Consider the following 26,368-nt stretch of genomic DNA (forward strand, 5'->3'; position numbering starts at 1 on the left):
TCGGGAACGTACGGCGTCGTATGGCACCAGACGAACTCCGTTCGACCGTCGAGGGAGTCGGTGAGCGGTTCAATCTCGGCGAGTACGAGATTGACGCCTATCTCACCGTTCTCGAGCAGGGGCAACTCACCGCGAGCGAGATCGCGGACCGGACCGACATTCCACAGCCGCGGGTCTACGACACGGTCCGTAGCCTCAGCGACCGCGGTCTCGTCGAACTCCGCGAGTCCCGTCCGATGAAGGTCGTCGCGATCGATCCCGAGGAGGCCTTCGAGAACGTCCAGCAGTCCCTGGCGGAGATGATCGACGAACTCGAGGCCCGATACACCGCGCCCGCCCGCGACACGGAGGCCGTCTCGCTGGTCAAATCGCGCTCGACGATCCTGCGTTACCTCGAGGAAGTCATCGACGCCGCCGACTACGAACTCTCCCTGTCGCTGACGCCGGATCTGCTGACCCGGTTCGAGGACGAGCTGAAGGCGGTCGTCGACGCCGGCGTCAGCGTCGACCTGATCGTGACGCCGGCCGGCGAGGCGCCCGACCCGTCGGAGTTCGATTACCGCGAGATCGCGACGACCGCCCGCGCGCGACGCGGGATCACGACGCCGGTGATCGCCGTCGCCGACGGCAACTACTCGATCTACGCGACCCAGGACGCCCTGCGCGACGATCAGGACCGCTACGGCGTCATCTTCAACCGCTCGGCGCTGGGCTTTCTCGTCTCCGGCTTCTTCGGGACCGTCCTCTGGACGACCGCCGAACGGACCCTCGGCGAGGACGGCAGCTCGCGGACGTACCCGCGCAAGTACGCCACGATCCGCCGCTGTGTCAAGGACATCATGGAGGCCGGCGGCGAGTTCTACGCGACGATCGAGGGTCGGGACGTGGACGTCGGCGGCCCGCGGGTCGTCCGCGGCCGCATCCTCGACGTCTCCTTCGAGGTCAGCGAGGAAGTCGCCAGCCTCACCTTAGAGACCGAGGACGGCGAGGAGGTCACCGTCGGGGGTCGCGTCGCTGCCCTCGAGGACGTCGAGGCCCACGAAATCCACATCGGCCGCAACGAGCCGCCGATACTCGAGGACTGATCGGTTGGCGTCGTCGACGGCCCTCATCGTCGACGGTCCGCTTCCGTCACGGACGATTCGAATCCGTCGTTGATCCTCGAGACGGAACCGATCCGACCGCTATCATTCGGCCAGTACATCGCTCGACGGCCGCATCTGCCGACTGCCAGTCGGCAATGGCTGATTGGGCGGCGGTCCGTTGCTGTCGTCGAACTTACCCACCTACACCCGTCGGTTCGTCGTTATCGGCAACGAGGCCGTAATGGAGCCGCGAACCAGACTATCACACCTTAGTATGTCATTTATTGCCAACAGCTAAGTTACCAACCGTGGACGGCCCACAGGTCATGGGACGTGATACTGCCGGTCGCAACGGCCGGGGTCGGCTCAGGCGGCGATCGTTCCTGAAGACCGCCTCAGCGTCCGCTGCGGCCGGAACGGTCGCCGTTGCCGGCTGTCTCGGTCGGGGTCGCAAGCCGGGGACAGTGGTAATGACCGCAGATTCGGGTGTCGAGGGGATCATACACAGCGACGGGGACCAGCCCTCGGTTCAGCAGGCGCTCTGGGACGCCGGTCTCGACGAAGACATCCGCCTCGAGATTCAGACGGTCGTCAGCGACTCCGCGTCGCGGATGCAGACGGCGCAATCCGCGCTCGAGGCGGGTCGCGCCCCGCCGGACATCCACATGATGGACAGCGGCTGGACGGTCCCGTTCGTCCTGCGCAATCAGACGGTCAACCTGACCGAAGAACTCTCCGAGGAGACGGTCTCGTTCGTCAACGAGAACTACCTCGACGCGATCCTCGAGACGGCTCGCCATCCCGAGTCCGGAGACCTCCACGGGCTGCCGCTGTTCCCGGACCTCGGGTTTACCCTCTACAGACAGGACCTGATCGAGGACGCCGGCTACGATACCAGTAGCTGGGGGACGGATCCGCCCCAGTGGGAAGAGTTCGCGAACGCGGTCAGCGATGCGAGGGACCAGGCCGGGCTCAACTACGGGTACACGACGCAGGCGGCCGCCTACGAGGGGCTGTCCTGCTGTACGTTCAACGAGGTGATGACGAGCTGGGGCGGGGCGTACTTCGGCGGCGTAGACAACCTCTTTACCGCCGGCGACCGGCCGATCACCGTCGACGAACAGCCGGTCATCGACGCGATTCGGATGATGCGCTCGTTCATCGAGGGAGAGAACCAGAACACCCTCGACGGCTACGCCCAGATCTCTCCGTCGCCGATCGTCCAGTGGACCGAACAGGAGTCGCTCAGCCCGTTCGACGCCGGCAACGCGGTCTCGAACCGGAACTGGTCGTTCGCGATCGCCCAGACCGGCACGGAGGAGGCCTTCGGCGAGAACCTCGGCGTCACGACGAGTCCGGTCGGGGTCCCCGAGGAGGAGGCCGAGTTCGAGGGCACCGGCGGCACCGCCGCGGCGCTCGGCGGCTGGAACCTGGTCGTGAGCCCGTTCTCGGAGCGCAAGGAGGAAGCGCTGCAGGTCCTCGAGGCGTTCGCCAACGAGGAGGTCATGCTCACGGTCTTCGAACTCGGGGGATACCTCCCGCCGAACCTCGATCTGGTCGCGGAGGCCGATCCGGACGACGTCGGCCCGGTCGCCCGCTACGGCGACGTCGTGCAGGCGGCCAGCGACAACGCGATTCCGCGGCCGGCGACCGACCTCTGGCCCGAGCAGTCGGCGCTGATCTACCAATCGGTCAACGCGGCGTACCGCGGTGCGAGTTCGCCCACGGCGGCGATGAACGGCCTCGCGGAAGAACTCCAGCAGAGCGAAGCGGAGGTGCAAACGAATGGCAACTGACACCGATACGGACGTACTGACCGGCGACGAATCCGGACGGAGCCAAGATCGGGAACGGAGCGGCAATGCCGTCATCAACTGGATGGAAGGCCTGAGCGAGGGGGCCTACGCGTACCTGTTGTTGCTGCCGGCGTTCGCGCTGTTGACGCTCGTCGCGTTCTATCCGATGATCCGGACGTTCGTTATGTCGCTCCGGGCCGATCAGACGCGGGGCATGGACCCGCTCGGCGGGTTCGTCGGCATCGAGAACTACGTCGACATTCTCACCGGGAACGCGCGGCTGGCTCGGCAGTTCCTCGACGTCGGGCTGACCGGTTCGTTCCCCTTTATCGAACTCGGTACCCCGTTCTTCCAGCAGGCGTTGTTCGTCACGCTCGCGTTCGCGATCATCAGCGTCATCATGGAGACGCTGATCGGGTTCGGACAGGCCTACGTGCTCGATCAGGACTTCCGAGGCCGGCGCTGGGTCCGCGTCGCGATCATCCTCCCGTGGGCGGTCCCGATCGTCATCCAGGGGATGATCTTCTTCCTGATGTTCCAGCCGACGGTCGGATTCGGTTCCGACCTCATGCAGAGCATCGGGCTCTTCAGCTCGACGCCGCTGGCCAACAGCCGTGACGCCTTCATCATCATCCTCGTGGCCGACATCTGGAAGTCCTCGGCGTTCATGGCCCTGCTGATCCTCGCGGGACTCCAGAGCGTCGACCGGAGTCTGTACGACGTCGCCCGCGTGGCCGGAGCCTCGCCGTGGCAGCGGTTCAAACTGATCACGCTGCCGCTGGTGATGCCGGCGCTGCTGGTCGCGATGCTGTTCCGAACCATGGACGCGATGCGCGTCTTCGGGCTGATCGAGTCGACCGCCGGCTGTACGACGGTGCCGTCGCTGACTTGCCTCGTCGTCGAGGCGATGTTCGGCGGCACGCGAATCTACGCGACGGCCGCCGCCGTCGCCTTCTCGACGGCGCTGGTCATCGGCCTGATTATCGGCGGCTACATCGTGCTCTTCCGCGACACCGAAGGAGGGATGTACTGATGTCCGATCCGAACGAACCCACCGATCCGAACGACGCCAGGGGTACCGACGGCGACGACCGACCGAGAGACCCGACGCTCCGCCGCCCCGACGGGGGGAGGAACGTCCTCAAGGAGGGCCGGGACGCGGAACTCGACCGCGGCCCGCTCCAGCAGTGGGCCGCCGACTCCATCGAGAACCCCGAACGAGTCTACCGGGCGCTGTTCTACGTCGCGGCGATCTTCTTCCTCTTTACGACGCTGTTCCCGTTCTACTGGCTGCTCATGGTCGCGCTGACGCCCGAAGGACAGCTTCAGGACATTATCTTCACGCCGAACGGGTTCAACCCCGGCGCCTTCATCGAGGTCTTCGAGGTCATCCCGTTCCACGTCTACATGTTCAACAGCTTCGTGATCGCGCTGGCCTCGACGGCCGTCGTCCTCGTCGTCGCCAGCCTCGCGGGGTACGCCTTCGGTCGCCTCGAGTTCACCGGCCGAACGCCGCTCATGCTGCTGGTGTTAGTGATTTCGTTCTTCCCGCCGGCGGCCTTCTTCATCCCGCTGAACGACCTGTTCAACACCTCGTTCTTCTTCCTCGAGCCGATCACCGGCGACGGGACCCTCTACAACACGCCCTTCGCGCTGGTGACGCCGCTGTCGGCGATCTTCATGCCGCTCGCGATATTTATCCTCACGACCTTCTACGGGCAGATTCCCGACGGGCTCGAGGACGCCGCCCGCGTCGAAGGAACGACCCGACTCGGTGCGTTGTTCCGGGTCATCATTCCGCTGTCGGCACCCGGCGTCGCGACGGCGGGCGTGCTGACGTTCATCGCGGTCTACAACGAGTTCTTCTTCTCGTTCCTGATGACCGACGGACAGCCCGAGAACTGGGCGCCGATCCTCGACGGGATCCTCGCCTACCAGGGCCAGTACGAGGTGCTTTACCATCTGATGGCCGCCGCGAGTATCATCGGGGTGATCCCCGTCGCGATTCTCGTGGTGATCGCACAGGAGAAGATCGTCAGCGGACTCACCGCAGGAGCACTCAAGGAGTAACACAATGGCACGAGTACGACTCGAGAACATCACGAAACGATACGGAGACGAAACGGCAGTGGACGACATCAGCCTCGAGGTCGAGGACGGCGAGTTCGTCACCTTCGTCGGTCCCTCGGGCTGCGGGAAGTCGACGACGATGGAGACCGTCGCGGGGTTGACCCAGCCCACCGAGGGTCGGGTGTACATCGGCGACGACGAGGTCACTAACCTCGCCCCAAAGGATCGCGGGGTCGCGATGGTCTTCCAGAACATCGCGCTGTTCCCCCACATGGACGTCTACGAGAACATCTCGTTCGGTCTCCGGCTGCGCAAGTACGACGACGATGAGATCCGACAGCGCGTCGAGGAGGCCGCCGACATCGTCCAGCTCGAGGGGATGCTCGATCGGATGCCGGCGGAGATGTCCGGCGGTCAGCAACAGCGGGTCGGCATCGCCCGCGCGATCGTCCGCAATCCGGACGTGTTCCTGATGGACGAGCCGTTGGCGAACTTAGACGCGAAGCTCCGGGTGCACATGCGCACGGAGCTCCAGCGGCTCCACCGGGAGCTGGACGCGACGGTCATCTACGTCACCCACGATCAGGCCGAGGCGATGACGATGTCCAACCGGATCGCCGTCCTGAACGACGGGAAACTCCAGCAGATCGCCCCGCCGCTGGTCTGCTACAACGAACCCACCAACCTGTTCGTCGCGGGCTTCATCGGCTCGCCCTCGATGAACTTCGTCGAGGGGACGCTCGTCGAGGGCGGCCTCGAGACGAACAACTTCACCGTCGACCTCGATCCGAGCCGGATACAGGGCGTCTCCGTCGGCGACACCGTCACGCTGGGGGTCAGGCCGGAGGACGTCCACCTCTCTCGGTACGCGGACTCGCTCACCGACCCGACCGATCGGATCGACGCCCGGACCGACGTCTTGGAGCCGATGGGCGACGAGGTCTTCGTCTACCTCTTGCTCTCTGAGGCGGCGGAAGGGTCGATGGATCAGGATCCCGCCACGTCACCGAACCAGTTGCTGATGAGCGTCACTCCCGACACGGAGATCGAGGCGGGACAGGACGTCGACGTCGTGCTGGATCGATCGAAGATTCATCTGTTCGACACCGCCACCGGCGACGCCTTGCTCCACGGCCTGACCGACCGCTCGGAGCGAGAGCCCGGGACGACACCGACGGAAGCCGATAGCTGATCCGTCGTCGATCGTCAGCGGTGGGGCCGCGACCGCCGATCGGCTCGTCAGCCGCTGCGGTTTGGCAACGGACAAAAGGTGTTCGAGGACGAAGATTCCATATAGCGGTATTGGATGGATCAGTATGAGAACGGACTGCGGCTATTGAAACTCCGATGACAAGAGATCGAAGCGACATCAGAACGGGAATCGTTGGCCTGGGGAATATCGGCCAGTACCACGCGGAGCGACTCATCGAACTGGGCGTGCCGCTCGTGGGAGGGATGGACGTCGCCGCAGAGGCGCGATCGCGGTTCGCCCGCCGATACGACGTCGACGTCTACGAGGACCACCACGAACTGTACGATACCGTCGACGCCGTCGTCATCACGACGCCGAACAAGTACCACGAGGAGTACGCCGTCGACGCCTTGGAGCGCGATCTCCACGTCTTGCTGGAAAAACCTCTCGCCCACTCGTTCGAGAGCGCCGAACGAATCGCCGATGCCGCCGCCGACTCCGACGGGCACGCGATGGTCGGCTTCAACAATCGATTCTCGAACACGGTCCAGATCGTCCGCAACCGGATCGAACGCGGTGAACTGGGTGAGCTGACTCACGTCGAAGCTAACTACGTCAGGCGCCGGGGGATCCCGGGACGGGGTTCGTGGTTCACCCGTCGGCAGATCGCCGGCGGCGGTTCGCTCATCGATCTCGGCGTCCACGCCATCGATCTGGCCCTCTACCTGCTGGGATATCCGGCCGTCTCGGAGGTGAGCGGCGTCGCCCGCGGCGAGTTCGGTTCCGACGAGGAGTACGCCTACCTCGATATGTGGGGCGAAGACGCCGGCCCGGCCGGCTTCGACGTCGACGACTCCGCCAGCGCGTTCATCCGGTGTGCCGGCGACCGAACCATCTCGCTGGAAGTCGCGTGGGCGACCAACCGCCCGGCGAACCACGAATTCGTCATTCGCGGCACCGAGGCGGCCGCTCGGTTCGACCTGCTCGAGGGCGATCTGACCATCCACTCGGCGAGTACCGTCGGTCCCGACCACCTCGAGAACACGTCCGTCGAGACGCGGCAGAACGACACGCACTCGGCGGAACAGGAGGAGTTCTTCGACAGAATTCTCCGCGACGATCCCGACGACAGGAGCGTCGATCACGGACTGTCCGTCCAGCGGATCATCGACGCGATCTATCGGTCCAGCGACGACGGACACACGATCGCTATCGACGAGTGAGGCCGCCGCGAACCCGGCACCGACGGCGACGCCGATGACGATGCCTGCGATCGCAGATACGCGGTTTTGTCCAGTCCTGTGGTACTGATACGCATGCAGATCGAACGATCCCTCGTTCTCGAGATCAGCCGTCACGAGGTCCCCGTCGGACGGCCGATCACCGTTCGGGTCCGCGATAAGGGGAACAAACCGATCGAGGGGGCGCTCGTCGAGGCCGGCTCGAAGCGGAAACGGACCGACGACCGCGGTCGGTGCGAGATCGCGTTCCACTCGCCCGGATTCTGGAAACTCGTCGCGACCAAGTCCCCGACCGAACGGGTCCGCTATCGGTCGACGTCGACGCTCGTCCGCGCGATGCCGCGGTCGGCGACGGACCGCCGGCCGCGACGGGTCGGTCCGCCGATGAGATAGCACGCGCTCGGTAGCGCCGATAGACGGTGGACCGACGGCGGACGGGTCACCGATGGACGACCGCCGGTGAACGCAACCCCCGTTGCCGGCCCGCGTTTTATTTCGCCCGCCGTCGTTGGTGGTCGATATGGACATCGGCGTACACACCCCCCCGCTGGCGGACGAATCGCTCGAGGGCGCGCTCGCGTACCTCTCCGATCTGGGCGTCGACGCGATCGAACCGGGCGTCGGCGGCCACCCGGGCCAGGACCACCTCCCGCGGGCGGAGCACCTCGACAACGACAGCGAACAACAGGAGGTGCGAAACCTCCTCGACGAGTACGACATGCGGATCAGCGCGCTCGCGACGCACAACAACCCGCTGCACCCGGACGACGAGCGGGCCGAAGAGGCCGACACGGAACTCCGCGAAGCGATCCAGCTGGCCGACCAGCTCGACGTCGACGCCGTCACCTGTTTCTCCGGCCTCCCCGCCGGGGGACCGAACGACGAGGTCCCCAACTGGATCACCGCGCCGTGGCCGCCGGAACACGAGGCGGCCCTCGAGTACCAGTGGGAACGAGCGGTGGACTACTGGAGCGAACTCGACGACTACGCCGACGAGCGCGGCGTCGATATCGCCATCGAGATGCACCCGAACATGCTGGTCTACGAACCCCACGGGATGGCTCGCCTCCGCGAGGAGACGGGCGAGCGCATCGGTGCGAACTTCGACCCGTCCCACCTCTACTGGCAGGGGATCACGATCACCGACGCGATCCGCTATCTCGGCGAGCGCGACGCGATCCATCACGTCCACGCCAAGGACACCAAGATCTACGACGCACAGGCCCGCGAGAAGGGCGTCCTCGACACGACCGCCTACGACGACGAGCCGAACCGCTCGTGGCTCTTCCGCTCGGTCGGCTACGGTCACGGCGAGGCCCACTGGAAGGACATCGTCTCGACGCTGCGGATGGTCGGCTACGACGGCGCCCTCTCGATCGAACACGAGGACTCGCTGACCAGTTCGCGGGAGGGCCTCGAAAAGGCGATCGACCTGCTCGACCGGGCGATCTTCGAGACGGAACCGGGCGAGGCCTACTGGGCCGAGTGAGGAGGGACGGTCCCCGAGCCCGAGCCCCGCTCGTCAGTCCTCGAGCGAGTACTCGAGGGAGTCGTCGGTGACCGATCGGTCGCTCACGTCGACGCGACCGTCGCCGAAGACGGTGATCTCGTAGCCCTCGTACTCGAGGACGACGCGTGCGGTCGTCGGACCGGCCGTGGGCTCGAACAGTCGGTCCAGCGCCTCGGGGTTGACCACGGCGTAGAGCGGTTCGTACGCCGGCGGTTCGACGTCGGTGACGTCGACGCCTTCGCGGGCGGCGATCGCCTCGATGATGGCCTGACTGGGCGTCATCGCACCATCGGACGACGGGTCGGACGAAGCGGACATAGGCGTCGCTACATCGAACGTCCCGATAAGCGTAGCGACTCCCCTGATCTCGTGACAAAACGCCAGTAGAGGGCTCCAGAAGGCTATATTTCGGCGTTACAGGATCGACTGTCGGCGATCGTCCGACGGAATCGGTCGTCAGATTCGCTCTCGAGACGCGATCGGTCGCGTGCTCCGAGAAACCCACGGGCCGACGCCTCCGACGGTGAGGGGCTACTCGGCGGCCTGTGGCCGAATGAATCGATCGACCGCGGTCCGGAACTGCGGGCTCACCTGGTACCAGAGCCAGCAACTGACTCCGGCGGCGATCACCGCCGTGGCGACGATCCCGATCGTCGCCGTCAGGTAGGCCGCCGATCCCTCGCCACCGACTGCGAACACGTTCGCCGGATTGTCGTGAACGAAGAAGAAATAGCACACGAACCACGCGGTCGGGAGCAGCGCGCCCACGAGCAACGGGGCCCCGTAGAGGTAGTTCTGCAGCCAGATCAGTCCGAGCGCGCACAGGGGACCGATCACGCCGACGACCAGCAGGAAGGCGGGCTGGCCCTGCGTAAACGTCGCGTCCACCGTCGACTGCGCGAGGGCGAACAACCCCACGATGACGTAATACGTCAATACCGGGACCGTGACGATGAGTCGGGGATCCACGTACTACGATGGCGACCTGTTCGTCTTAACCGTTATTACCGTCGCGTCGATAGGTTCGTCGGCAGTGCGCTGTGGAAGTCGAGACGACGCGGTCGGGACGACCGCCGCGCCCTCGAGCGAAGCGGCGTCGAAAGTATCGCCCTCGTGGCTCGGAGCGCATTTCTATCAGTATTCTTTTTGTAACCATGGGGTTATAATAACGAATCCGATACGATGGGAGAACCGCGTATGCGAGATCTGGGGAGCTCGGATCGGGAATCGGTATCGGCGAGGCTGCGAATCGCACTCGAGACGGTCGTCGGTCGCGAGAACGGTCGGACCGTCATCGAGGAATGCCGACGCTGCGGGACGGCACGCGAGCTGGAGGGCCTGTCCTATCCTGTCCGACCTGCGGCTGCGACGGCGTCGCGCGATACCGGATCGAGTAACGAGCGCGGTCGATCACGCTCAACGGGCCGTCACTCACCGCTGACCAGCGGTTCGCGATCCACCGTCGCGCGATCTCCCGTCACCCCCCGTCGAGTCGGCCGCTCACTCGAGGGGCAGGGCGCTCGTGTCAATCGCGTCCCGCCGGCCGTCCAGCACCGGGAAGCGCTCGCCGCGCCGCGACTCGAGCCAGCGGAGCAGCCGCTCGGCCCACTCGAGTTTGCGCGCTTTGGGCGGGTCGACGGCGGGGTCCTCGAGGTCCCAGCCGACGAAGACGAGCTCCGCGGCGCCGAAATGGTCGGCGAGGAAGGCCGCCCGGTCGCCGTCGGTGAACCCGCCGAAATTTCGGACCGGCCCGCGTGACGCGGCCTGCGTCGTCGGGAGGACGAACTCGCTCGCGTAGTCGGGGACGACGTCGCGAACGAGGGAGACGTTATCGCCGTGCGCGTGGACCGCGACCGGAATCCCCTCGTCGGTCAACCGGCGCGCAGTCTCCGGATTCTTGTCCAGGTCCGTCACCATGCAGTCGACGTCGATCCCGTTCGCTTCCAGCGTATCGACCGCCGTCGACGCCGCGACGACGACGTCGGCCGTCCGCGCTCGCTCGAGTGCCGACGGCGTCTCGAGCGAGGGGCCGGCGCCGGCGACCGCCACCGTGGCGTCGCGGAGGCTCGAGAGATGGGCGAGATCGAACTCGTCGGTCAGCGAGGCCAGGATATCGCGGGCTCGCTCGTCGCCGGTTCGATCGTAGCCGAAATCGCGAAGAATCGCCTCGTAGACGGGCTCCCACTCGTCGAACTCCATACTCGTACTGACGGCCGGAGTCCTATCCGTGTTCGGACTCGTCGGTGGCGGAGCGAGTTCTCGTCGGACCAGTCGAGTCGTCACTGGTCGACGTAAGGCCACAATAATTCCGTGTTGTGGGCCGGGAGTCGCCTCCAAAGTACCCCTACCCGGGAGGCCGCCCGGCGTCCACTCCCTCTTTTTGAAGCCTCCGCCATAAGCTTTCTCTTACTCAAGCATTGTAGCGAGCGACTCGCCGACCGAAGACAAGTCCCCGTCTTCGCGGCGAAGACGGGCTTCCACGGCCGAAATTCCGGCTATCGAACCGACGATCAATGTATGGTTATCGGTAGCAGAGTACGCGGATGCGTCGGCGTCGCTGACGATCGACGCCAGGCGGGCTCGGTCGTCGCGTCGAAGGCCCTCGACCTCGATCGCGAGGGAGTACCAGTCGTCGGCGATGTCGGGATCGACGCCTCGTTCGTCGAGGTGCGTTCTCAGCTCCCGGCTCGAGGCGACGTCCAGCCGCGAGACCGAGAGCGAGCCGTCGCTCGTCCGCGAGCGCTCGGTGAACGCGTCGCCGATCAGGGCCGCGTCGCGGGTCTCGGCGACGTCGTGCGTCCGGATCACGTGCGCACCGCGTTCGACGGCCATCGACGTCGCCGCGAGACTGACCGGCAGCCGTTCCTCGGTCTCGCGCCCCGCGATCTCGCCGAGGAAGTTCTTCCGGTTGATCGAGACCAGCATCGGTCGGTCGAGCGCGCGGAACTCGCGCAGTCGGCGGAAGGTCTCGCGGTCGTCCTCGAGCGTCTGTGCCTCGCTCCAGCCGCCGAAGGCCGGATCGACGATCGTCTTGTCGGTCAGTCCGTTCTGCTTGAGGGCTTCGTAGACCTGATCGACGTAGTCGGCCCGTTCGGCCCAGTCCGGCGACTTCCGCCGGGCCCAGTCGGTCTCCTCGACCGCGCCCGGGCGCTCGAGATCCGGCGGACTCGCCATCTTCGCGACGGCGACGTCGTAGTCCTCGCAGACGGCCGGCATCTCCGGGTCCGCGAAGCCGGCGATGTCGTTGACCATGTCGAACCCCTTCGAGAGCGCTTCGTCGGCCACCTCGGCGTAGCGGGTCTCGATCGAGAAGACGGCGTCTCCGGAGACGCTCTCGATCGTCTCCAGGGCGACGTGGAGGCGGTCGAGTTCTTCCTCGGCGGAGAGCACGTCGAACCGTTTGTTCGCCGACTCGAGGCCGATATCGACGATGTCGGCGCCGTCGCCGATGAGTTCCTCGTCGACGTACCGGGCCGCCTCGCCGGGATCGTCGTAGACGCTCGGATCGTAGGGGGACTCCTCGCTGACGTTCAACACGCCCATAATGCGGGGCGGATAGTCGTCACCGATCCCCAACCCCGCCGCGTCGACGTTGTGCATATCCGATCTGAGGAGAGGAAACGGAAATGACCCCCGGTTCCGGCGTATTCGGCGAACGGACGATACGGTGTCGTTTTCGGTGTATTGATCGCAGAATCGCTTTCGGCGCGCAACTACGCGGTCTCGTCCTCGTCGTCCTCGAGGACGGCCAGCCGCGAATCCCGCAGGAGCACCTTCTTGACGATCGAGGGATTCTCGAGGAGTCGATGTTTGGCGTGGGCGCCGCGGCCGCGGCCGCGACCCTCGCGCTCGGACTGGATCACGTTGAGGAAGTTCTGCTCCTGGAGGATCTCCTGTACGCGCCGTTCGGAGAGGACGTCGAAGTCGAGCTGGCGGGCGACCTCCTTGTACTGGTTGTAGATGATCTTCGTCGGGAACTCCTTTTCCGTGCTGTTCTCGGTCAGCAGCGTCAGCGAGTAGAGGATCGCCTTCGCCTGCTGGGGCGAGCCCTCGATCAGTTCGTTGAAGCGGTCGGCCTCGGTCTTCTCCTTGGCATCGCGGACGTGGTCTGCCGTGACGCGGGTCGCGTTCTGTTTCTTCGCGATGCGACCGGCGTTTCGGAGGATGTCGATCGCCTTTCGCGCGTCGCCGTGTTCCTGGGCCGCCAGCGCCGCCGTGAGGGGAATCACGTCGTCGGAGAGCACCCCGTCGTGGAAGGCGTCGCGTCGCTTCTCGAGGATTTCGACCAACTGGTTGGCGTCGTACGGCGAGAAGACGAGTTCGTCGCGAGAGAGACTGGATTTGACCCGCTCGGAGAGGTGATCGGGGAAATCGATCTTGTTCGAGATGCCGATGATACCGATACTCGAGTCCGAGATGCGTCGGTTCTCGCCCGCGCGAGAGAGTTTCCGGAGGACTTCGTCGTCCTCGAGCATATCGATCTCGTCTAGGATAACGATGGTGACGTCGGTGCAGTGATCGATCGCCTGCCAGAGTCGCTTGTAGTAGTCGCCGGTGCCGAGGCCGCGGTCGGGGACGGAGACGCCGCTCCGATCGGGTTCGTTGACGATCTGGGCGATCGTCTTCACGATCGACGCCTCGGTGTTCTGTTCGCCACAGTCGATGAAGGCGTACTTGACGGTGACGTCGTCGCGCTGCGCTTCCGAGATCACCCGCTGGGTGATCGATCGGGAGATGAGTGATTTGCCGGTTCCGGTCTTGCCGAAGATGAACAGGTGGTTGGGCTCGCTCCCGAAGATAGCCGGGTTCAGGGCGTCCGCAACCCGTTGCATCTGCTCGTCACGACCGACGATCCGATCCGGACCGGGCAGGTGCGTGATCTCGAGCAGGCGCTCGTCGGCGAAGACCGGATCGTCGTACCGAAAGAGCGGGTCTCGATCGTCGTTGGCGGACATTGCGGTACCCCGTGGCTTCCGACTGGATTGAAATAAAGGTATGGAGATCGCTCGCGGATGTAAATGCCGACTGACAGGCCGTAAGGAGCCCGTATTTATCCGTGTTGGCCGGTCTGACAGGAGACGGCGGCCTCGCGCTTCTAATCGCGGCGGCGACTCGGGCGTGTCAAACACCGACACCCCCGTCGCGGATGTAACGCTGGCATCGGTCAGCGGCCGAACTTCGAGCTGCCATCGTTGCCGGAAGAAACGGATATAGACATCACTGAGATGAGAAGAACCGGGCTGAGAGCCGGGGTAGCGGGTGATTTTGCCACCTGTGTGACGAGCGTCTGACGCTGAGGGGACACACACCCCCGTCGCGTTTGTAACGGGGAAGGTGGGGGAGGGGGTACAGAATTATCCCGGATTCCGACGAGATTCAGACGTCATCACCTCGAATTTACATCCGCGACACTGGTGTGTTCCACGAAGAGACCCCCACACCTAGATGGCGTTACAAACGCGATGGGGGTGTGTGTCCCCTCGACGGCTCGGACGGCGGCACTCACTCGAGCGCGGAACGATCCGAACCGAACCAGTTCGGTTAGAGATTTCACGACGCCGGGAAACACGATCCGACTCATTCAGCGGAGAAGGGGATCCAACTCGTCCAGACGATGCAGATTCGGGCAGATTCGTAGACGGCGCAGATTCAAGAGATCCAGAGATCGCCTTCCACTGCGTATAGACTATAGACTAGTTCTAGCTCTAGTTCTAGCTAGTCTAGAACTAGAGCTAGAGAGTTGTTGTTACCCTCCCCACCTAAAACAGTGTGGACACCGTTTCAAACGGGAACCGCTGGACTCCCGAACGCGTCCCTTTTGCCACCGCAGCGGATAGTCGGGGTATGACCGACACGTCCCTCGAGCCGTCGGCCGCTCAGTGGATCGACTCGAGCGACGGTATCACCTCGAGTGATGGTGTCGCTCCGAGTGACGGACTCCCAAGCCGATATATGCGAACGGACGGAACCGAAACGGATACACCGCTCCTCGAGCGGATATCCTCCATCGACCGATGACTCCCGAGCCGTCCGCGACCGAGCAGTCGTCCGATCGCACGCCGCCGGCGGTCGCCGTCGTCGACGCCCAGTTCCCGGGCAACGTCGGCACCATCGCTCGAGCGATGAAGAACTTCGGATTCGAGGACCTCCTGCTGGTCGATCCGCCCGAACTCGATCCCGACGGCGAGGCCTACGGGTTCGCGGGCCACGCCCGCGAAGACGTCCTGCCGAACGCGACGGAGATCTCGTTCGACCGGCTCGTCGCGGAGTATCACACGATCGGCTGCACGGCGGTCACCAACGAGGACGACCGCAGCCACGTCCGCTTTCCGTTCTCGACGCCCGCCGACCTCGCGGAGCGGCTCCCGACCGTCGAGGCGCCGACGGCGCTCGTCTTCGGCCGCGAACGCGTCGGGCTGACCAACGAGGAACTCGCCCGCATCGACGAGATCTGTTCGATCCCGGCCAGCGCCGAGTACCCGGTGCTCAACCTCGGTCAGGCCGCGACGATCACGCTCTACGAACTGCGCTCGCTGACCCTCGCCGACGACGAGACCCAGCTTCCGGACGTCGAGCGGGTCCGGGCCCCCGAACCGACCGTCGATCGGCTCTACGACCAGTGGGCGGCGCTCCTCACCGAGATCAACCATCCCGAGGAGAAACGCGACAAGACGATGCGCATGCTTCGGCGCGTGTTCGGGCGCGCGGACCTGACCGAACGCGAGGCGAACACGCTGCTCGGCATCCTCCGTCGGGCGACCGAACGACCGGCCGAGAACTGAGTCGCGGACGATCAGCGGTCTCCAGACGACGAGCTCGAGACGAGCGAGAACGCTGAACGCGGCGCGACGAGAACCAGCGTCGGGCGCAACCCTGATCGCCGCCGCAGTCACCTTCCTGCGCCGTCGCGTGGCCACCACAGTGATATCGGGGTAGCGACCAATACGAGTAAATGACTGAGATAAATCGACGACAGACACTGTATCTGACGGGAACGGGGATGGCAGCGTTGGCCGGCTGCTCGGGATCGACCGACGAGTCGACCGATCCCGATGCCGATTCCGACGAGTCCGACGACGGTGCGGACGAATCCGACGAGATCGACGTGACCACTGAGCACGAGGGAACCATCGACGCCGGAGCGCTCCCCTCGTACGCGTCACTGCTACCCGATCTCGATCGGTCCGAATACTTCTACGGGGCGATCGATATCGAAACGATGGTCGCGCTCTTCGAGGAGGAAGACGTGCGATCGGGCGAGGAGCCGACGGATCCGCTCGTCGTCAACCCCGTCAGTATCGCCCTACTGAGTTCCTACGGACTGACCCGCCTCAGCGAGTCGCCGGCGGCGAACGCGTACAGTTCGCACGACGAAACGCCGGACGGCGAGGGCACACTCGTGTACGTGAACGGGATCTACGCGATTCTCGGCGAATACGATCGCGACGGCCTCGAGACGACCCTCGAGGAAGACGGATACGAGAGTCAGGACGCCGGCGACGCCTACGCGATCTACGCGCACGGGGAGACCGGCGGCGTCGTCGGCGTCACGGACGAGGTGTTCGCCTTCCCCAATCCGAACGCAGGGGGGTCAGGTTTCGACCCGACTACTGCGATTCGACGGACGCTCGAGACCGCGGTCGGACGGCGGGAGCCGAAACACGCCACCGACGACGAGTTCGAGTGGCTGCTCCGGGCCGGGAGTAACAGCGGCATCGCGACGGGCATCTATACCGACGCCGACGAGTTCGACGCTGCGTATCTCGGGTCCGACCGGTCCGACGAAGAGACCGGGAGTCTCGAGACCGACTACGACGCGTTCGAGGGTGCGAACGGCGCCCACCAGCAGCTCGTCCTCGCGGACGATAACGGCGCTCGCGCCGGCGCCACCGTCACGTACGCGGCCGAGGACCGCGTCGACGTCGGCCGCCTCGAGTCGTCGCTCGGGACCGAAGCCGACGCGGTCGACGTGGTGCGAGACGGAACGGCGGTGTCGATCGACGCCGAGTACGCCGGCGATCTCTGACGCTGCGCGACGATCGATCGCCGCGACTCGAGAACGGAAATTCGTCCGACGGAATCATCACCTCCTCCCGCACTGAATTAGCGTCCCGTCAGACACCGCAGTGGAGTACGGAACCGGGAACTGCTCACCGGGATTCGGCCGTCGCGGTCTCGCGCTCGGTCGCTCGAGTCCCGTCGTCGCGGGCGACCAGCTGTCCCGTTTCGGAGACGGTTCCGAGCCAGCCGCATTCGGGGCAAGCGAACAGTCCCTGGCCGTCGATCATCGAGGCGCCGCAGTCCGGGCAGGCGTCCGCCGTCGCGTTCGCGGCCGCCGACGCCGCCGCGTCTTCGGGCTCGCCGCCCAGCGGGGTGGGAAGCTCGCCGGTCCGGAGCGCGGCGATCGCCTCGTCGGTCGTGTACGTCTCGTCGACGTCCTCGTCGGTGTGCGGGAAGACGCCGACCAGTTCGTCGTCCGCGTAGAGTTCGAGACAGAGCATCGGCATGATCAGCAGGTCGGTCGTCCCGCCGCTGATCTGGTTGGTCGCGGTGCGCTCCCGGAACGGCGGTCGAATACTCACGCCTCGGCGGTCCGCCCACTGCTCGAACCGCTCGAAACTCTCGAGGGCTTCCTGATAGGGCGTGTCGTCCGTCAGCGTGACCTCCTTGGGCCAACTGCGCAGTAGCAAGTCGTCGACCGCGCCCTCCGACTCGCAGGCGCGAAGGGTCTCGACCTGCCTGTCGACCGGCTCCAGTAGCAGCGGTGCGCGCACGTGGCAGACGGCCGTGATCTCGGTTGCTTGTGTGTCTGTCGTCATTAGTTCGGTGTTCGTTCGACCAACGCGTGAACTGATAAAGATTGTCGACGCCGCAGATAACCGACACTAGCCGCGCAGCGAGACTGTCGGGATCGATCGGAATACGGTCGACCCCGCGGCGGTCATCGGAAACAGTGGCCACTGCCCCTACTTCGAGGTCACAGTCGAACGCGTCTCGAGGGCCGACCGCAGCAGCGTCCGGAGCGCACTGCGCTTGACGATACCGAAGCCCGCGAGGATCGTCACCAACCCGAGAATCATCACCGAATCGACGACGTGGCCGAGCGCGATCCAGCTGACGCCCATCGCGACGACCGGTTCCGCGTAGCTGACCAGACTGACCTGCGTCGCCCCGCTTCGGTCGAGCAGTTCGAAATAGAGCAGGAACGCGAACACGCCGGAAACGAGCGTCAGATAGCCGTAGGAGACCAGCGCCGACAGGGTCGGATCGATCGCCGCGACCGATTCGCCCCGCAGGGCCGCCCAGCCCAACAGCACCGCGCCGCCGACGAGCATCGCCCACGCCTGGAGCGTCTCGAGCGGGAGTTCCGAGTCGATCGGTCGCACGAACACGCTCCCAAGGGCGAACGCGACGGCCGAGGCGAACACCAGGGCGGCCCCGACGGTGACGTCGTCGCCGAGCGACCCGGGCGACGGCTGGACCACGGCGATGACGCCGACCAGTCCGAGCACGAAGCCGACGACGCCGCCGAGCGAGAGCCGTTCTTCGGGGAGAACGACGCCGGCGAACGCCGCCGTGAGGATCGGAGCCGTACTGACGAGCGTCGCCGCGACCGCGCCCGAGACGTACAGTTCGCCGAGGTACAACAGCCCGTGATAGAGCGCGATGACGAAGACGCCGGCGACGGTCACCGCCAGCCACTCCGCCCGGCCTCGCGGTCGCGTCCGATCGGTCACGACGGCCGCGTATCCGAAGACGATCCCGCCGGCGATCGCGTAGCGGAGGCCGGCGAACAGCAGCGGCGGCACGTATTCGAGCCCGATCTCGATCGCCACGAACGACGTTCCCCAGCAGAGCGCGAGCATCGAAAAGAGCACCGCTTCGCGGTACTCGTCCGGAACTGAGTCGAGTAGTCTCATATTCGATTCGGAAATCACTCCGATATTTAGATCCTTCTACGACCGATCGGATATCTCCGGATTGAGAACCACACATATGGATGTATTCCGAACGACTCCCCATATACAGTCCCAGACTTGCAGAAAACTCTAATTACATCGGTCGAAAGACACATCTCGCTGGTCGTCGAACAGCGATTCATGGCCATCGACGAACGCGACGTGCGCCTGCTGAAGGCGATCGCCGAACTCGAGACGGGGAGCCCGGAACGGCTCCACGAGGCGACCGGGATCCCGGTCTCGACGATCCACTACCGGCTCAACAATCTCCGAGAAGAAGGGATCATCGCAAACGATCGCTACGAGATCGACCTCGAGGAACTCGGGCTCGGGGTCACCGTCTTAGTCGAGGTTCACGCCGACTACCAGGGATCGTACGAGGAGTTCGCGGACCGACTGCTGACCGTCGAGGGCGTCACGAACGTCTACTTCACGATGGGCGAGACGGACTTCATCGTCGTCGCGCGGCTGAGCGGCAGCGAGATGGTCGAGCGACTGATCGCCGAGTTCGAACAGCTCGAGGGCGTCGAACGGACCGACTCGACGTTCGTCATCTCGGCGATCGAGGAACGGGACGCGCTCCAGAGCTACGAATTGGAGACGCTGCTCGAGGAACTGACCGACGAGTGAGAATCGACCGAACGCGATCGACGTACGGAACCCGAATTGAGACGGGCTCGAGGCGGGATTCCTACGCGCGCTTCTGGATCTCCTCGCGGAGCAGTTCGCTCACGAGGTCGCCGTCCGCTTTCCCGCGCAGGGCCCCCATGCACTCGCCCATGAGACCCGAGAACGCCTGCATTCCCTCTTCTTCGACCTGCTCCTCGTTACGTTCGACGACGTCGACGACGGCGTCGCGGACCTCCTCCTCGTCGGCACCGCCGAGCCCGGCTTCTTCGGCCGCCTCCTCGGCGGTTCGGTCCGGTTCCTCGGCCAGCGCGGTCAGCAGGTCCGGTACGCCCTCGTTGGGGAGGTCGCCGCTCTCGGCCATCGCGAAGACGCCCTCGAGGTGCGCCCGCGTCAGGTTCTCGACGGGGACGTCGTCCCGGCGGAGCTCGGTCAGCGTCGACTCGAGCGTCGACGCCGCGAGCGTCGGATCGATCCCGTCGGCGACGACGTCCTCGAACAGCGGCATGTACTCGCCGTAGGCGACCTGTTCGGCCAGTCCAGCGCCGAGGCCGTACTCGTCCTGGTAGCGCTCGACCTTGTCGGTCAGCAGCTCCGGCTCGGGAACCTCGCTGGGATCGGGTTCGACCGGCGGCACGTCCGTCTCGGGGTACATCCGCGCCGCGCCCGGGAGGGGACGGAGGTAGCGGGTCGTCCCGTCGTCGTTCGCGTCGCGGGTCTCCTCGGGGACGCCCTCGAGGGCGGTCGCGGCGCGCTCGGCGGCGGCGTCGATGGCCGCCTCCGCCACGTCGGTGTCGGCGGCGACGATGGCGACGGCGTCTTCGGGCCCGGCGCCGACGGCCTCGCGCAGGTCGTCGACCTCGTCTTCCGTCACGCCGTAGGCCGGCAGTTCGTCCGTGTGGAAGATCCCGCCCGCGCCGTGGTGCTTCGCGTGATCGGAGAGTTCGGTCCCCAGACGGCGGTCGGGAGCGATCTCGCGGCCGACGATTCCGTCGAAGCCGTAGAGCGCCACCGCGGTGACGGAGCCGCCCGAGTTCAGCGCCCCCGAAATAACGCCGCTATCGGTGTCCTCGAAGACGTCCGTCACGTCCTGGACCTCGCCCACGGAGGCCTCGCGTTCCTGTAACTCTTCGGCGATATCGACGAGTTCGGCCTGCCTGGCGACCTCGTTGCGGACGATGTCGTCGATGTCGTCTAAGCTCTGGACGCCCTTGATCTCGACGCGGGCGCCCTCCTCGATGGAGACGTTGACGTCCTGACGGATCGTTCCCAGTCCGCGCTTGACCTTCCCGGTCGAGCGCAGCAACATCCCGATGCGCTCGGCGGCCTCGAGGGCCTGCTCGGGCGTCGAGATGTCCGGACTCGTGCCGATCTCGACCAGCGGAATCCCCAGCCGATCGAGGCTGTAGCGCACGCCGTCGTCGGTCTCTTCGACGCGCTGGGCGCTCTCCTCCTCGAGCAGCATGTCCTCGATTCCCACTGCGCCCTCGCTGGTCTCGATCTCGCCCTCGGTGGCGATCAGCGTCGAGCGCTGGAACCCCGTCGTGTTGGAGCCGTCGACCACGATCTTGCGCATCACGTGGGCCTGGTCGACCGGCTTCATGTCCATCAACTGGGCGATCTCGAGGGCCGTCTCGAGGGCCTCCGCGTCCAACTCGTGGGGCGGCTCGTCGTCCTCCTCGACGAGACAGGTCGTGTCGTACGCGAGGTACTCGAACTCGCGGTCGACCCTGCTCTCCTCTAAGGCGGCCTGGTCGATCTCGCCCAGTTCGCTCCGCGTCGGGTGGAGGTAGCGCGTGAACTCGCGCGTCGACTCCTCCGGTTCGCGGAGCTCGGTGGGACACTGGCAGAACAGCTTCGTCGCCGTGTCGAGTTGCTGGTGGATCTCCAGCCCGGCGACGAGTCCGAGCTCGTCGTAATCGTACTCGCTCATTGGCGCCCACTCGGAGGCGGAGCGGTAAAAAACCGTCCAGTTGCGCTCAGTATGCGAGCGGTCTCGTGTCCCTCTGGGATCGGTCACTTCATTTGCGGATGCAGCACTCGCATTGCTCATGACACACTTTTTACGCCATTGTATAGTCCCTGTCCGTATGGATCCGTCCGATTTTCTCCATAACGGGACAGTCAGCGTATCGGACGACACATATGCAGTCTGCCGGACCGATCACAATCATCCCGGTGCATTTGCGACCATTCAAGACGAGACGGAGACCACGGTGGTCGTCGAGCAGGATAATGTCGATACGATCGATGCCAGTGAGATTGAGTCCGGGTGGAAGCGACTGACGTTCGAGATGGATCTCCCGTTTGAACTCGTTGGCTTTCTGGCGGCGGTTGCATCAGCCCTTGCCGAAGTAGATGTTTCGGTGTTCGTCATCTCTACGTACTCAACCGATCACGTGTTTGTCAAGGAAGACGAGCTTGATGCTGCTGTACTGCGACTCGAAGATTTGGGATGTAACGTCACCGACTGATGGCGATCGACAGTGAGATCCACGATACCTGTAGACCGAACTCGTTCTCCGTCTCGTACGTCGATTGTGGCAATGTTCAGAAATACGGGTAGCAGCTCCGGTCAGTGTTTTTCCACTGAACGCGAATTTCCGCTGAGAATCCGTTGAACGAACGCTATCGCTGTCGCAAGAGCAAGCCCAACGGCTACGCCCCGCTGTCCGCTCACTCGAGTATGGTCAGACTCTCCACGATCGTAATCCTGCTCGCGATCGTCCTCGGTATCGGTCTCATCCCGATCCCCATCATTCCCGGGGTCGGCATCGTCGTCGGAATCTCGGGGATCGTACTCGGCATTATCCTGCGAGTCCTCGGGCACTGAGCGTAGTCGCTCGAGGAGCCCGCTGGAACGCCCGCACTCGACAGTCCACGTCTTCCGTCTGGGAATAATGTCACCATAAGACTACATACTGGGCGATATCGGTGACGGAATCGAACGATACGGCATCCCGACAGATATTTATCAAGTAAATTAGGTAGATATTCGGGATCGTCCCACCAGATATGTCTGCGAGACTGGAAATCTCGTAATTAAGGCCCAAAAGCAATATCTCGGAACGAAATCTGCCCGAATAATGTCCGAGCGCATCTACAGTATAGACGCAATGCGCATCATCGCGATGGCATTTATTATCACAATACATACAGACCCGTTCAGAGGGATCGGGGTGTACGGCGATGCTCTCAACTTCTTGATAGACTCGTCCGCGCGGTTCGCGGTTCCGTTCTTTTTCGTGACGTCCGGGTACTTTTTCGCCCGCAAGACCGCTCGCCGCGATCCGGTCAGATACTTCGCCGCGCGAGCGGCGTCGATCTCGTCGATCTACGTGTTCGGGCTGTTGCTCTCCGCCCCGGTGTTCCTCGCGGGGACGGCCGTACGCGCCGGTATCGAGAACCGTGACGTCGTGAACGCCGTCGTTCTCAAACTGACCGAGTTCGTCTCGCCGCTCGCGCTGCTGTACTACGGCAATTCGGTGAGCGAGATCCTCTGGTTCCTTCCGGCGCTGCTCTTCTCGCTCGCGATCATCTGTTCGCTCATCGTCTTCGGCGCCACGAGATACCTGGTGCCGATTTCGCTCGGCTTACACGTCGTCGGCCTCCTCGGAGCGAGCTACACGATGTTCGTGGACGTTCCGTTCGAAGTCAGGGACGCGCTGTTCTTCGGGTTCTTTTACACCAGCCTCGGATACGCCCTCCACTCGAGCGAGTGGCGACCGAGTTCCGATCGAAGCGCGCTCTTCCTCGGCGCGACCGTCCTCTTCGGTGCGCTCCACGTCGTCGAACGATACGTTCTGGGATACGTCCTGACGGGCGAGACGTTCGGGCACGGCGTCTACACGTCGAGTTACACGATCGCGACGGCGCTCGTCACGCTCTCGCTGTTCCTGTTCCTCCTGTCTCGTCCCGCCCTCGGCGCGCGGACGCCGCTCCCCGAGTGGGGGAAGTACGCCGTCGGCGTTTACGTCGCACACCCTGCCGTTCTGTTCGCGCTCGAGACGACGGCCGAGGTGCTGGCGGTGACGGGACACGAGATCCGAACCACGTTCCTGTGGCACTTCCTGTTGACCCCGGCGACCTTCTTCGGCGCCTTGCTCGTCTACATCGGGGCACACAGGGTCGGTGCGATCGAGATCGGCGGCTCCCACCTCCCGAGCGTTCGATCGATCGGCAAGTACGTACAACGTCAGTAGGCGTTCGACGCGGTCGCGATCGGCGTCACCGTCCGGTCAGTCGTTCGAGGACTCGGCCGACACGCCCGAACTCGAGTCGCCGTCCGACGAACTCGAGCCGGTCTCCGACGATCCGAAATCGGCGAACGAGCACGTCGAGTCACGTTCGCTTTCGAGCGCGCTCCGGATCGCCTCGAGGACCGTCTCCGGGGTCGCCGCGAACTCGTGCCCTCGTTCCGGAGACGCAGTCGTCTCCGCTCGAGACGCGTCGTCTTCCGCCCGCGTCGCGATGACGACCGCGTCGGCCACCGCCTCGACCGACTCGAGGAGTCGCCGCGTCCCCGACCCGCCGGCGTCGAGCACGCCCTCGGTCACGACCGTCGCGTCGGCGTCCCGAACGCGGTCCTCGAACGACGTCAGATCGGCCGCCGAGAGCGACTCGAACGGCGCCACCTCGAGGCGATCGATCCCGAGCGAGCGGGCGGTTTCGGCCGCCGTATCGCCGCTCGCGACGGGCCCGACGGAAGTTTCGAACGCCCCTCCCGCCGTCGCGAGTCTGGCGATGACGCCCGCAGCGGTCCGCCCGGTTCCGAGGACGTGGACGCGAACGCGGCGGTCGCTTCCGTCCCCCTCGGTTCGGTCCTCGGCGCCGGCGTCGTTCGGGAACGCCGTCACCGTCTCCGTCCCCGTGACCGGGTTCCGCGTGACCGCCGCGGTCGCGTCGAAGACGGCAGAGAGCGACTCGCCGGTCAGGACCTCCCCCGGCGGACCGCTTCGGAAGATCGACCCGTCGGCGAGCATCACCAGCCGATCGCAGTAGCGCGCGGCCAGATCGAGGTCGTGGATCGCCGCGCAGACGGTCCGCCCCTCCGCGACCAGTTCGCGGACCAACTCGAGCGTCTCGATCTGGTGGTTGACGTCGAGGCTCGCCGTCGGTTCGTCGAGCAGCATGACGGGGGTCGCCTGCGCGATGGCCCGCGCGAGCACGACGCGCTGGCGCTGACCCCCGCTGACCTCGTCGATCGGCCGGTCCGCGAGGTCGGCGGTCCGCGTGCGCTCGAGGGCTCGTTCGACCGCCTCGCGGTCCTGGACCGTCGGCGACGAGAACCGCGAGCGGTGGGGATGCCGCCCCATCTCCACGACGTCGCGGACCGGGAAGGAAAACGACAGCGTCGTGTCCTGCGGGACGACCGAGACCAGCCGACTCGAGCGCTTCGAGGTCGCGTCGTGGATATCGACGCCGTCGACGGTTACCCGCCCGGAATCGGGCTCGAGCGCGCCGCTGATCGCCCGCAGGAGCGTCGTCTTCCCGGCGCCGTTCGGGCCGACGAAGCCGACGAACTCGCCGGAGTCGACGGTCAGCGAGACGTCCTCGAGCACCGAGAGGTCGCCGAAGGACAGCGAGACGTCCTCGACGGCGATCGACGCCGGCTCGAGGGGTGACTCGCCGTCGACGTCGTCGGTTCGCTGTCCGTCCTCGTCGGTCCGATGCCTGCCGTCGTCAGTCCGGCGTCCGCTGTCGAAAAATCTCACACCGAATGCACCTCCCGACGGGTGAGCAGGAACAGGAAGAAGGGCGCGCCGAGCGCGGCCGTGATGATGCCCACGGGGACGATCGGGGTGTCGATCGCGGGGCCGACGGGCAGGGGCAGCGTCCCGAGTCGCGCGATCGTGTCGGTCGCGACCAGGAACGACGCGCCGGCGAGCGCGCTGGTCGGCAGCAGGATGCGGTGGTCGGGACCGACGAGCAGCCGCATGATGTGTGGCACGACGAGACCGACGAAGCCGATGACGCCGGCGACGGCGACGCCGGCCGCCGTGACGAGGCTCGCGAGCGCGAGCAGGAGGAGCTTGGTCCGCTCGACGTCGACGCCGAGGTGGTGGGCGTCCTCCTCGCCGAGCAGGAGAACGTTCAGGTCCCGAGCGTAGGCCAGCAAGATCGCGACCCCGACGACCGTCACCGGGAGGGCGAACTTCACGTCGCCCCACGTACTGTTGCTGAGGTGGCCCATCATCCAGACGACGGCCTGTCGGAGGTCGTCGCCGCTCTGGACGAGCATGTACGAGATCATCGCCCCGAGAAACGCCTGGACGGCGACGCCGGCCAACAGGAGCGTCGCGACCGGCGTCCGTCCGCCCTCGGTCGCGATCGCGTAGACGAGAAACGCCGTCCCCAGCGCGCCGATGAACGCCGAGAGGTGGAGACTGCCGAACGGGACCAGCGCCGGAAAGGCGATGGCCGCGACCGCGCCAGCGGCGGCGCCCGACGAGACGCCGATGATCGACGGATCGGCCAGCGGATTTCTGAAAAAGCCCTGCATCACCGTTCCCGCGGCCGCCAGGGAAAACCCGACGGTCGCCGCGAGCGCGATCCGGGGAAGCCGAATGTCCTCGACGATGATCTGGTGGGTCGATTTGACCTCGAACGAGAAGATCGGCGTATACTCGAGACTGGGGACCGGTAGCCCGACGCCGACGCCCGGAACTATCATTCTATCGACTACTACGCCCGACGGAACGGCGACGGCGTTCAGAATCGCCATCGCGACCGTCACCGGGTCGATACTGACTGCGCCGAGAGCGGCGCTCCCGACGACGACGGCGGCGAGCAGCGCCGCGAGGCCCACCGACCACGCGACGGTCCGGATCGGGCGCGTCATACATCGAAACCTCGGTTGGGTTAGACAAATATTTGTTGAAGAACCGC

General features: G+C 65.2%; 23 protein-coding genes and 1 pseudogene. 14 read left to right on the plus strand and 10 right to left on the minus strand.

What is annotated here, in order from left to right; all coding sequences use genetic code 11:
• The first annotated feature begins 20 nt into the window (after positions 1–20).
• The 8 genes from trmB to WD430_RS17165 all read left to right on the plus strand — a co-directional run bounded on the left by trmB (position 21) and on the right by WD430_RS17165 (position 8,873).
• Positions 21–1,085: an HTH-type sugar sensing transcriptional regulator TrmB gene (gene trmB / locus WD430_RS17130; RefSeq protein ID WP_339103631.1), complete on the plus strand. Its 1,065-nt coding sequence runs from the start codon at positions 21–23 to the stop codon at positions 1,083–1,085.
• 326 nt (positions 1,086–1,411) lie between these two features.
• Positions 1,412–2,881 carry an extracellular solute-binding protein gene (locus tag WD430_RS17135; protein WP_339103632.1) on the plus strand — a complete coding sequence of 490 codons (1,470 nt, stop codon included), beginning with the start codon at positions 1,412–1,414 and terminating at the stop codon, positions 2,879–2,881.
• Complete coding sequence (locus WD430_RS17140) at positions 2,871–3,914, plus strand: sugar ABC transporter permease (protein WP_339103633.1); 1,044 nt, start codon at positions 2,871–2,873, stop codon at positions 3,912–3,914. Before WD430_RS17135 ends, WD430_RS17140 begins: the two co-directional genes overlap by 11 nt.
• The gene (locus tag WD430_RS17145) at positions 3,914–4,951 is read left to right on the plus strand and encodes a carbohydrate ABC transporter permease (RefSeq protein ID WP_339103634.1); all 1,038 of its coding nucleotides are present in this window, start codon (positions 3,914–3,916) and stop codon (positions 4,949–4,951) included. The genes WD430_RS17140 and WD430_RS17145 overlap by 1 nt, the downstream gene beginning before the upstream one ends.
• Positions 4,952–4,955: 4 nt before the next feature.
• The gene (locus WD430_RS17150; RefSeq protein WP_339103635.1) at positions 4,956–6,143 is read left to right on the plus strand and encodes an ABC transporter ATP-binding protein; all 1,188 of its coding nucleotides are present in this window, start codon (positions 4,956–4,958) and stop codon (positions 6,141–6,143) included.
• Positions 6,144–6,298: 155 nt separating this feature from the next.
• Positions 6,299–7,366, plus strand: a complete 1,068-nt coding sequence (locus tag WD430_RS17155) for a Gfo/Idh/MocA family oxidoreductase (RefSeq protein WP_339103636.1) — start codon at positions 6,299–6,301, stop codon at positions 7,364–7,366.
• Positions 7,367–7,459: 93 nt separating this feature from the next.
• Complete coding sequence (locus WD430_RS17160) at positions 7,460–7,777, plus strand: carboxypeptidase regulatory-like domain-containing protein (RefSeq protein ID WP_339103637.1); 318 nt, start codon at positions 7,460–7,462, stop codon at positions 7,775–7,777.
• A gap of 127 nt (positions 7,778–7,904) precedes the next feature.
• Positions 7,905–8,873, plus strand: coding sequence for a sugar phosphate isomerase/epimerase (locus tag WD430_RS17165; protein WP_339103638.1), 969 nt, complete (start codon positions 7,905–7,907; stop codon positions 8,871–8,873).
• A 33-nt stretch (positions 8,874–8,906) separates the two neighbouring features.
• On the opposite strand, the gene WD430_RS17170 is transcribed toward WD430_RS17165, so the two are convergent.
• The 5 genes from WD430_RS17170 to WD430_RS17190 form a co-directional block, all read right to left on the minus strand.
• Positions 8,907–9,212: a HalOD1 output domain-containing protein gene (locus WD430_RS17170; RefSeq protein WP_339103639.1), complete on the minus strand. Its 306-nt coding sequence runs from the start codon at positions 9,210–9,212 to the stop codon at positions 8,907–8,909.
• Between the two features lie 213 nt (positions 9,213–9,425).
• Positions 9,426–9,863, minus strand: coding sequence for a hypothetical protein (locus WD430_RS17175; RefSeq protein WP_339103640.1), 438 nt, complete (start codon positions 9,861–9,863; stop codon positions 9,426–9,428).
• Positions 9,864–10,394: 531 nt separating this feature from the next.
• Positions 10,395–11,093, minus strand: a complete 699-nt coding sequence (locus WD430_RS17180; protein ID WP_339103641.1) for a 6-hydroxymethylpterin diphosphokinase MptE-like protein — start codon at positions 11,091–11,093, stop codon at positions 10,395–10,397.
• 207 nt (positions 11,094–11,300) lie between these two features.
• The gene (gene folP / locus WD430_RS17185; RefSeq protein WP_339103642.1) at positions 11,301–12,494 is read right to left on the minus strand and encodes a dihydropteroate synthase; all 1,194 of its coding nucleotides are present in this window, start codon (positions 12,492–12,494) and stop codon (positions 11,301–11,303) included.
• Between the two features lie 113 nt (positions 12,495–12,607).
• A complete protein-coding gene (locus tag WD430_RS17190; protein WP_339103643.1) occupies positions 12,608–13,849 on the minus strand; it encodes an orc1/cdc6 family replication initiation protein in 1,242 nt (413 codons plus the stop codon).
• A 1,059-nt stretch (positions 13,850–14,908) separates the two neighbouring features.
• On the opposite strand from WD430_RS17190, the gene WD430_RS17195 reads away from it, so the two are divergent.
• Complete coding sequence (locus WD430_RS17195; protein ID WP_339103644.1) at positions 14,909–15,676, plus strand: RNA methyltransferase; 768 nt, start codon at positions 14,909–14,911, stop codon at positions 15,674–15,676.
• A 170-nt stretch (positions 15,677–15,846) separates the two neighbouring features.
• A complete protein-coding gene (locus WD430_RS17200; RefSeq protein ID WP_339103645.1) occupies positions 15,847–16,920 on the plus strand; it encodes a hypothetical protein in 1,074 nt (357 codons plus the stop codon).
• 124 nt (positions 16,921–17,044) lie between these two features.
• Here WD430_RS17200 and WD430_RS17205 read toward each other — a convergent pair whose 3' ends face one another.
• Positions 17,045–17,713 carry an HTH domain-containing protein gene (locus WD430_RS17205; RefSeq protein WP_339103646.1) on the minus strand — a complete coding sequence of 223 codons (669 nt, stop codon included), beginning with the start codon at positions 17,711–17,713 and terminating at the stop codon, positions 17,045–17,047.
• 147 nt (positions 17,714–17,860) lie between these two features.
• A complete protein-coding gene (locus WD430_RS17210; protein WP_339103647.1) occupies positions 17,861–18,814 on the minus strand; it encodes an EamA family transporter in 954 nt (317 codons plus the stop codon).
• A gap of 186 nt (positions 18,815–19,000) precedes the next feature.
• On the opposite strand from WD430_RS17210, the gene WD430_RS17215 reads away from it, so the two are divergent.
• Complete coding sequence (locus WD430_RS17215) at positions 19,001–19,483, plus strand: Lrp/AsnC family transcriptional regulator (RefSeq protein ID WP_174682545.1); 483 nt, start codon at positions 19,001–19,003, stop codon at positions 19,481–19,483.
• A gap of 61 nt (positions 19,484–19,544) precedes the next feature.
• Here the strand turns inward: WD430_RS17215 and gatE are convergent, their stop codons facing one another.
• Complete coding sequence (gene gatE / locus WD430_RS17220) at positions 19,545–21,413, minus strand: Glu-tRNA(Gln) amidotransferase subunit GatE (protein ID WP_339103648.1); 1,869 nt, start codon at positions 21,411–21,413, stop codon at positions 19,545–19,547.
• 157 nt (positions 21,414–21,570) lie between these two features.
• Between gatE and WD430_RS17225 the strand changes: the two genes are divergently transcribed.
• From WD430_RS17225 to WD430_RS17235, 3 genes are all read left to right on the plus strand, one after another.
• Positions 21,571–21,954 carry an ACT domain-containing protein gene (locus tag WD430_RS17225; protein WP_339103649.1) on the plus strand — a complete coding sequence of 128 codons (384 nt, stop codon included), beginning with the start codon at positions 21,571–21,573 and terminating at the stop codon, positions 21,952–21,954.
• Between the two features lie 212 nt (positions 21,955–22,166).
• Positions 22,167–22,313 (plus strand): hypothetical protein, encoded by a 147-nt coding sequence (locus WD430_RS17230; RefSeq protein ID WP_339103650.1) that lies wholly within the window; start codon positions 22,167–22,169, stop codon positions 22,311–22,313.
• Between the two features lie 253 nt (positions 22,314–22,566).
• Positions 22,567–23,682 (plus strand): acyltransferase, encoded by a 1,116-nt coding sequence (locus tag WD430_RS17235; RefSeq protein WP_339103651.1) that lies wholly within the window; start codon positions 22,567–22,569, stop codon positions 23,680–23,682.
• 36 nt (positions 23,683–23,718) lie between these two features.
• On the opposite strand, the pseudogene WD430_RS17240 reads toward WD430_RS17235, so the two are convergent.
• Together WD430_RS17240 and btuC are read right to left on the minus strand one after the other, a co-directional pair.
• Positions 23,719–25,026: pseudogene (locus WD430_RS17240) on the minus strand (ABC transporter ATP-binding protein); the annotation flags it as partial.
• 164 nt (positions 25,027–25,190) lie between these two features.
• Entirely contained in the window at positions 25,191–26,321 is a 1,131-nt protein-coding gene (gene btuC / locus WD430_RS17245; RefSeq protein WP_339103652.1) for a vitamin B12 ABC transporter permease BtuC, read from the minus strand.
• Between the last annotated feature and the right edge of the window lie 47 nt (positions 26,322–26,368).

The sequence above is a fragment of the Haloterrigena sp. KLK7 genome, assembly GCF_037914945.1.
In the GTDB taxonomy this organism is placed as follows: Archaea; Halobacteriota; Halobacteria; order Halobacteriales; family Natrialbaceae; genus Haloterrigena; species Haloterrigena salinisoli.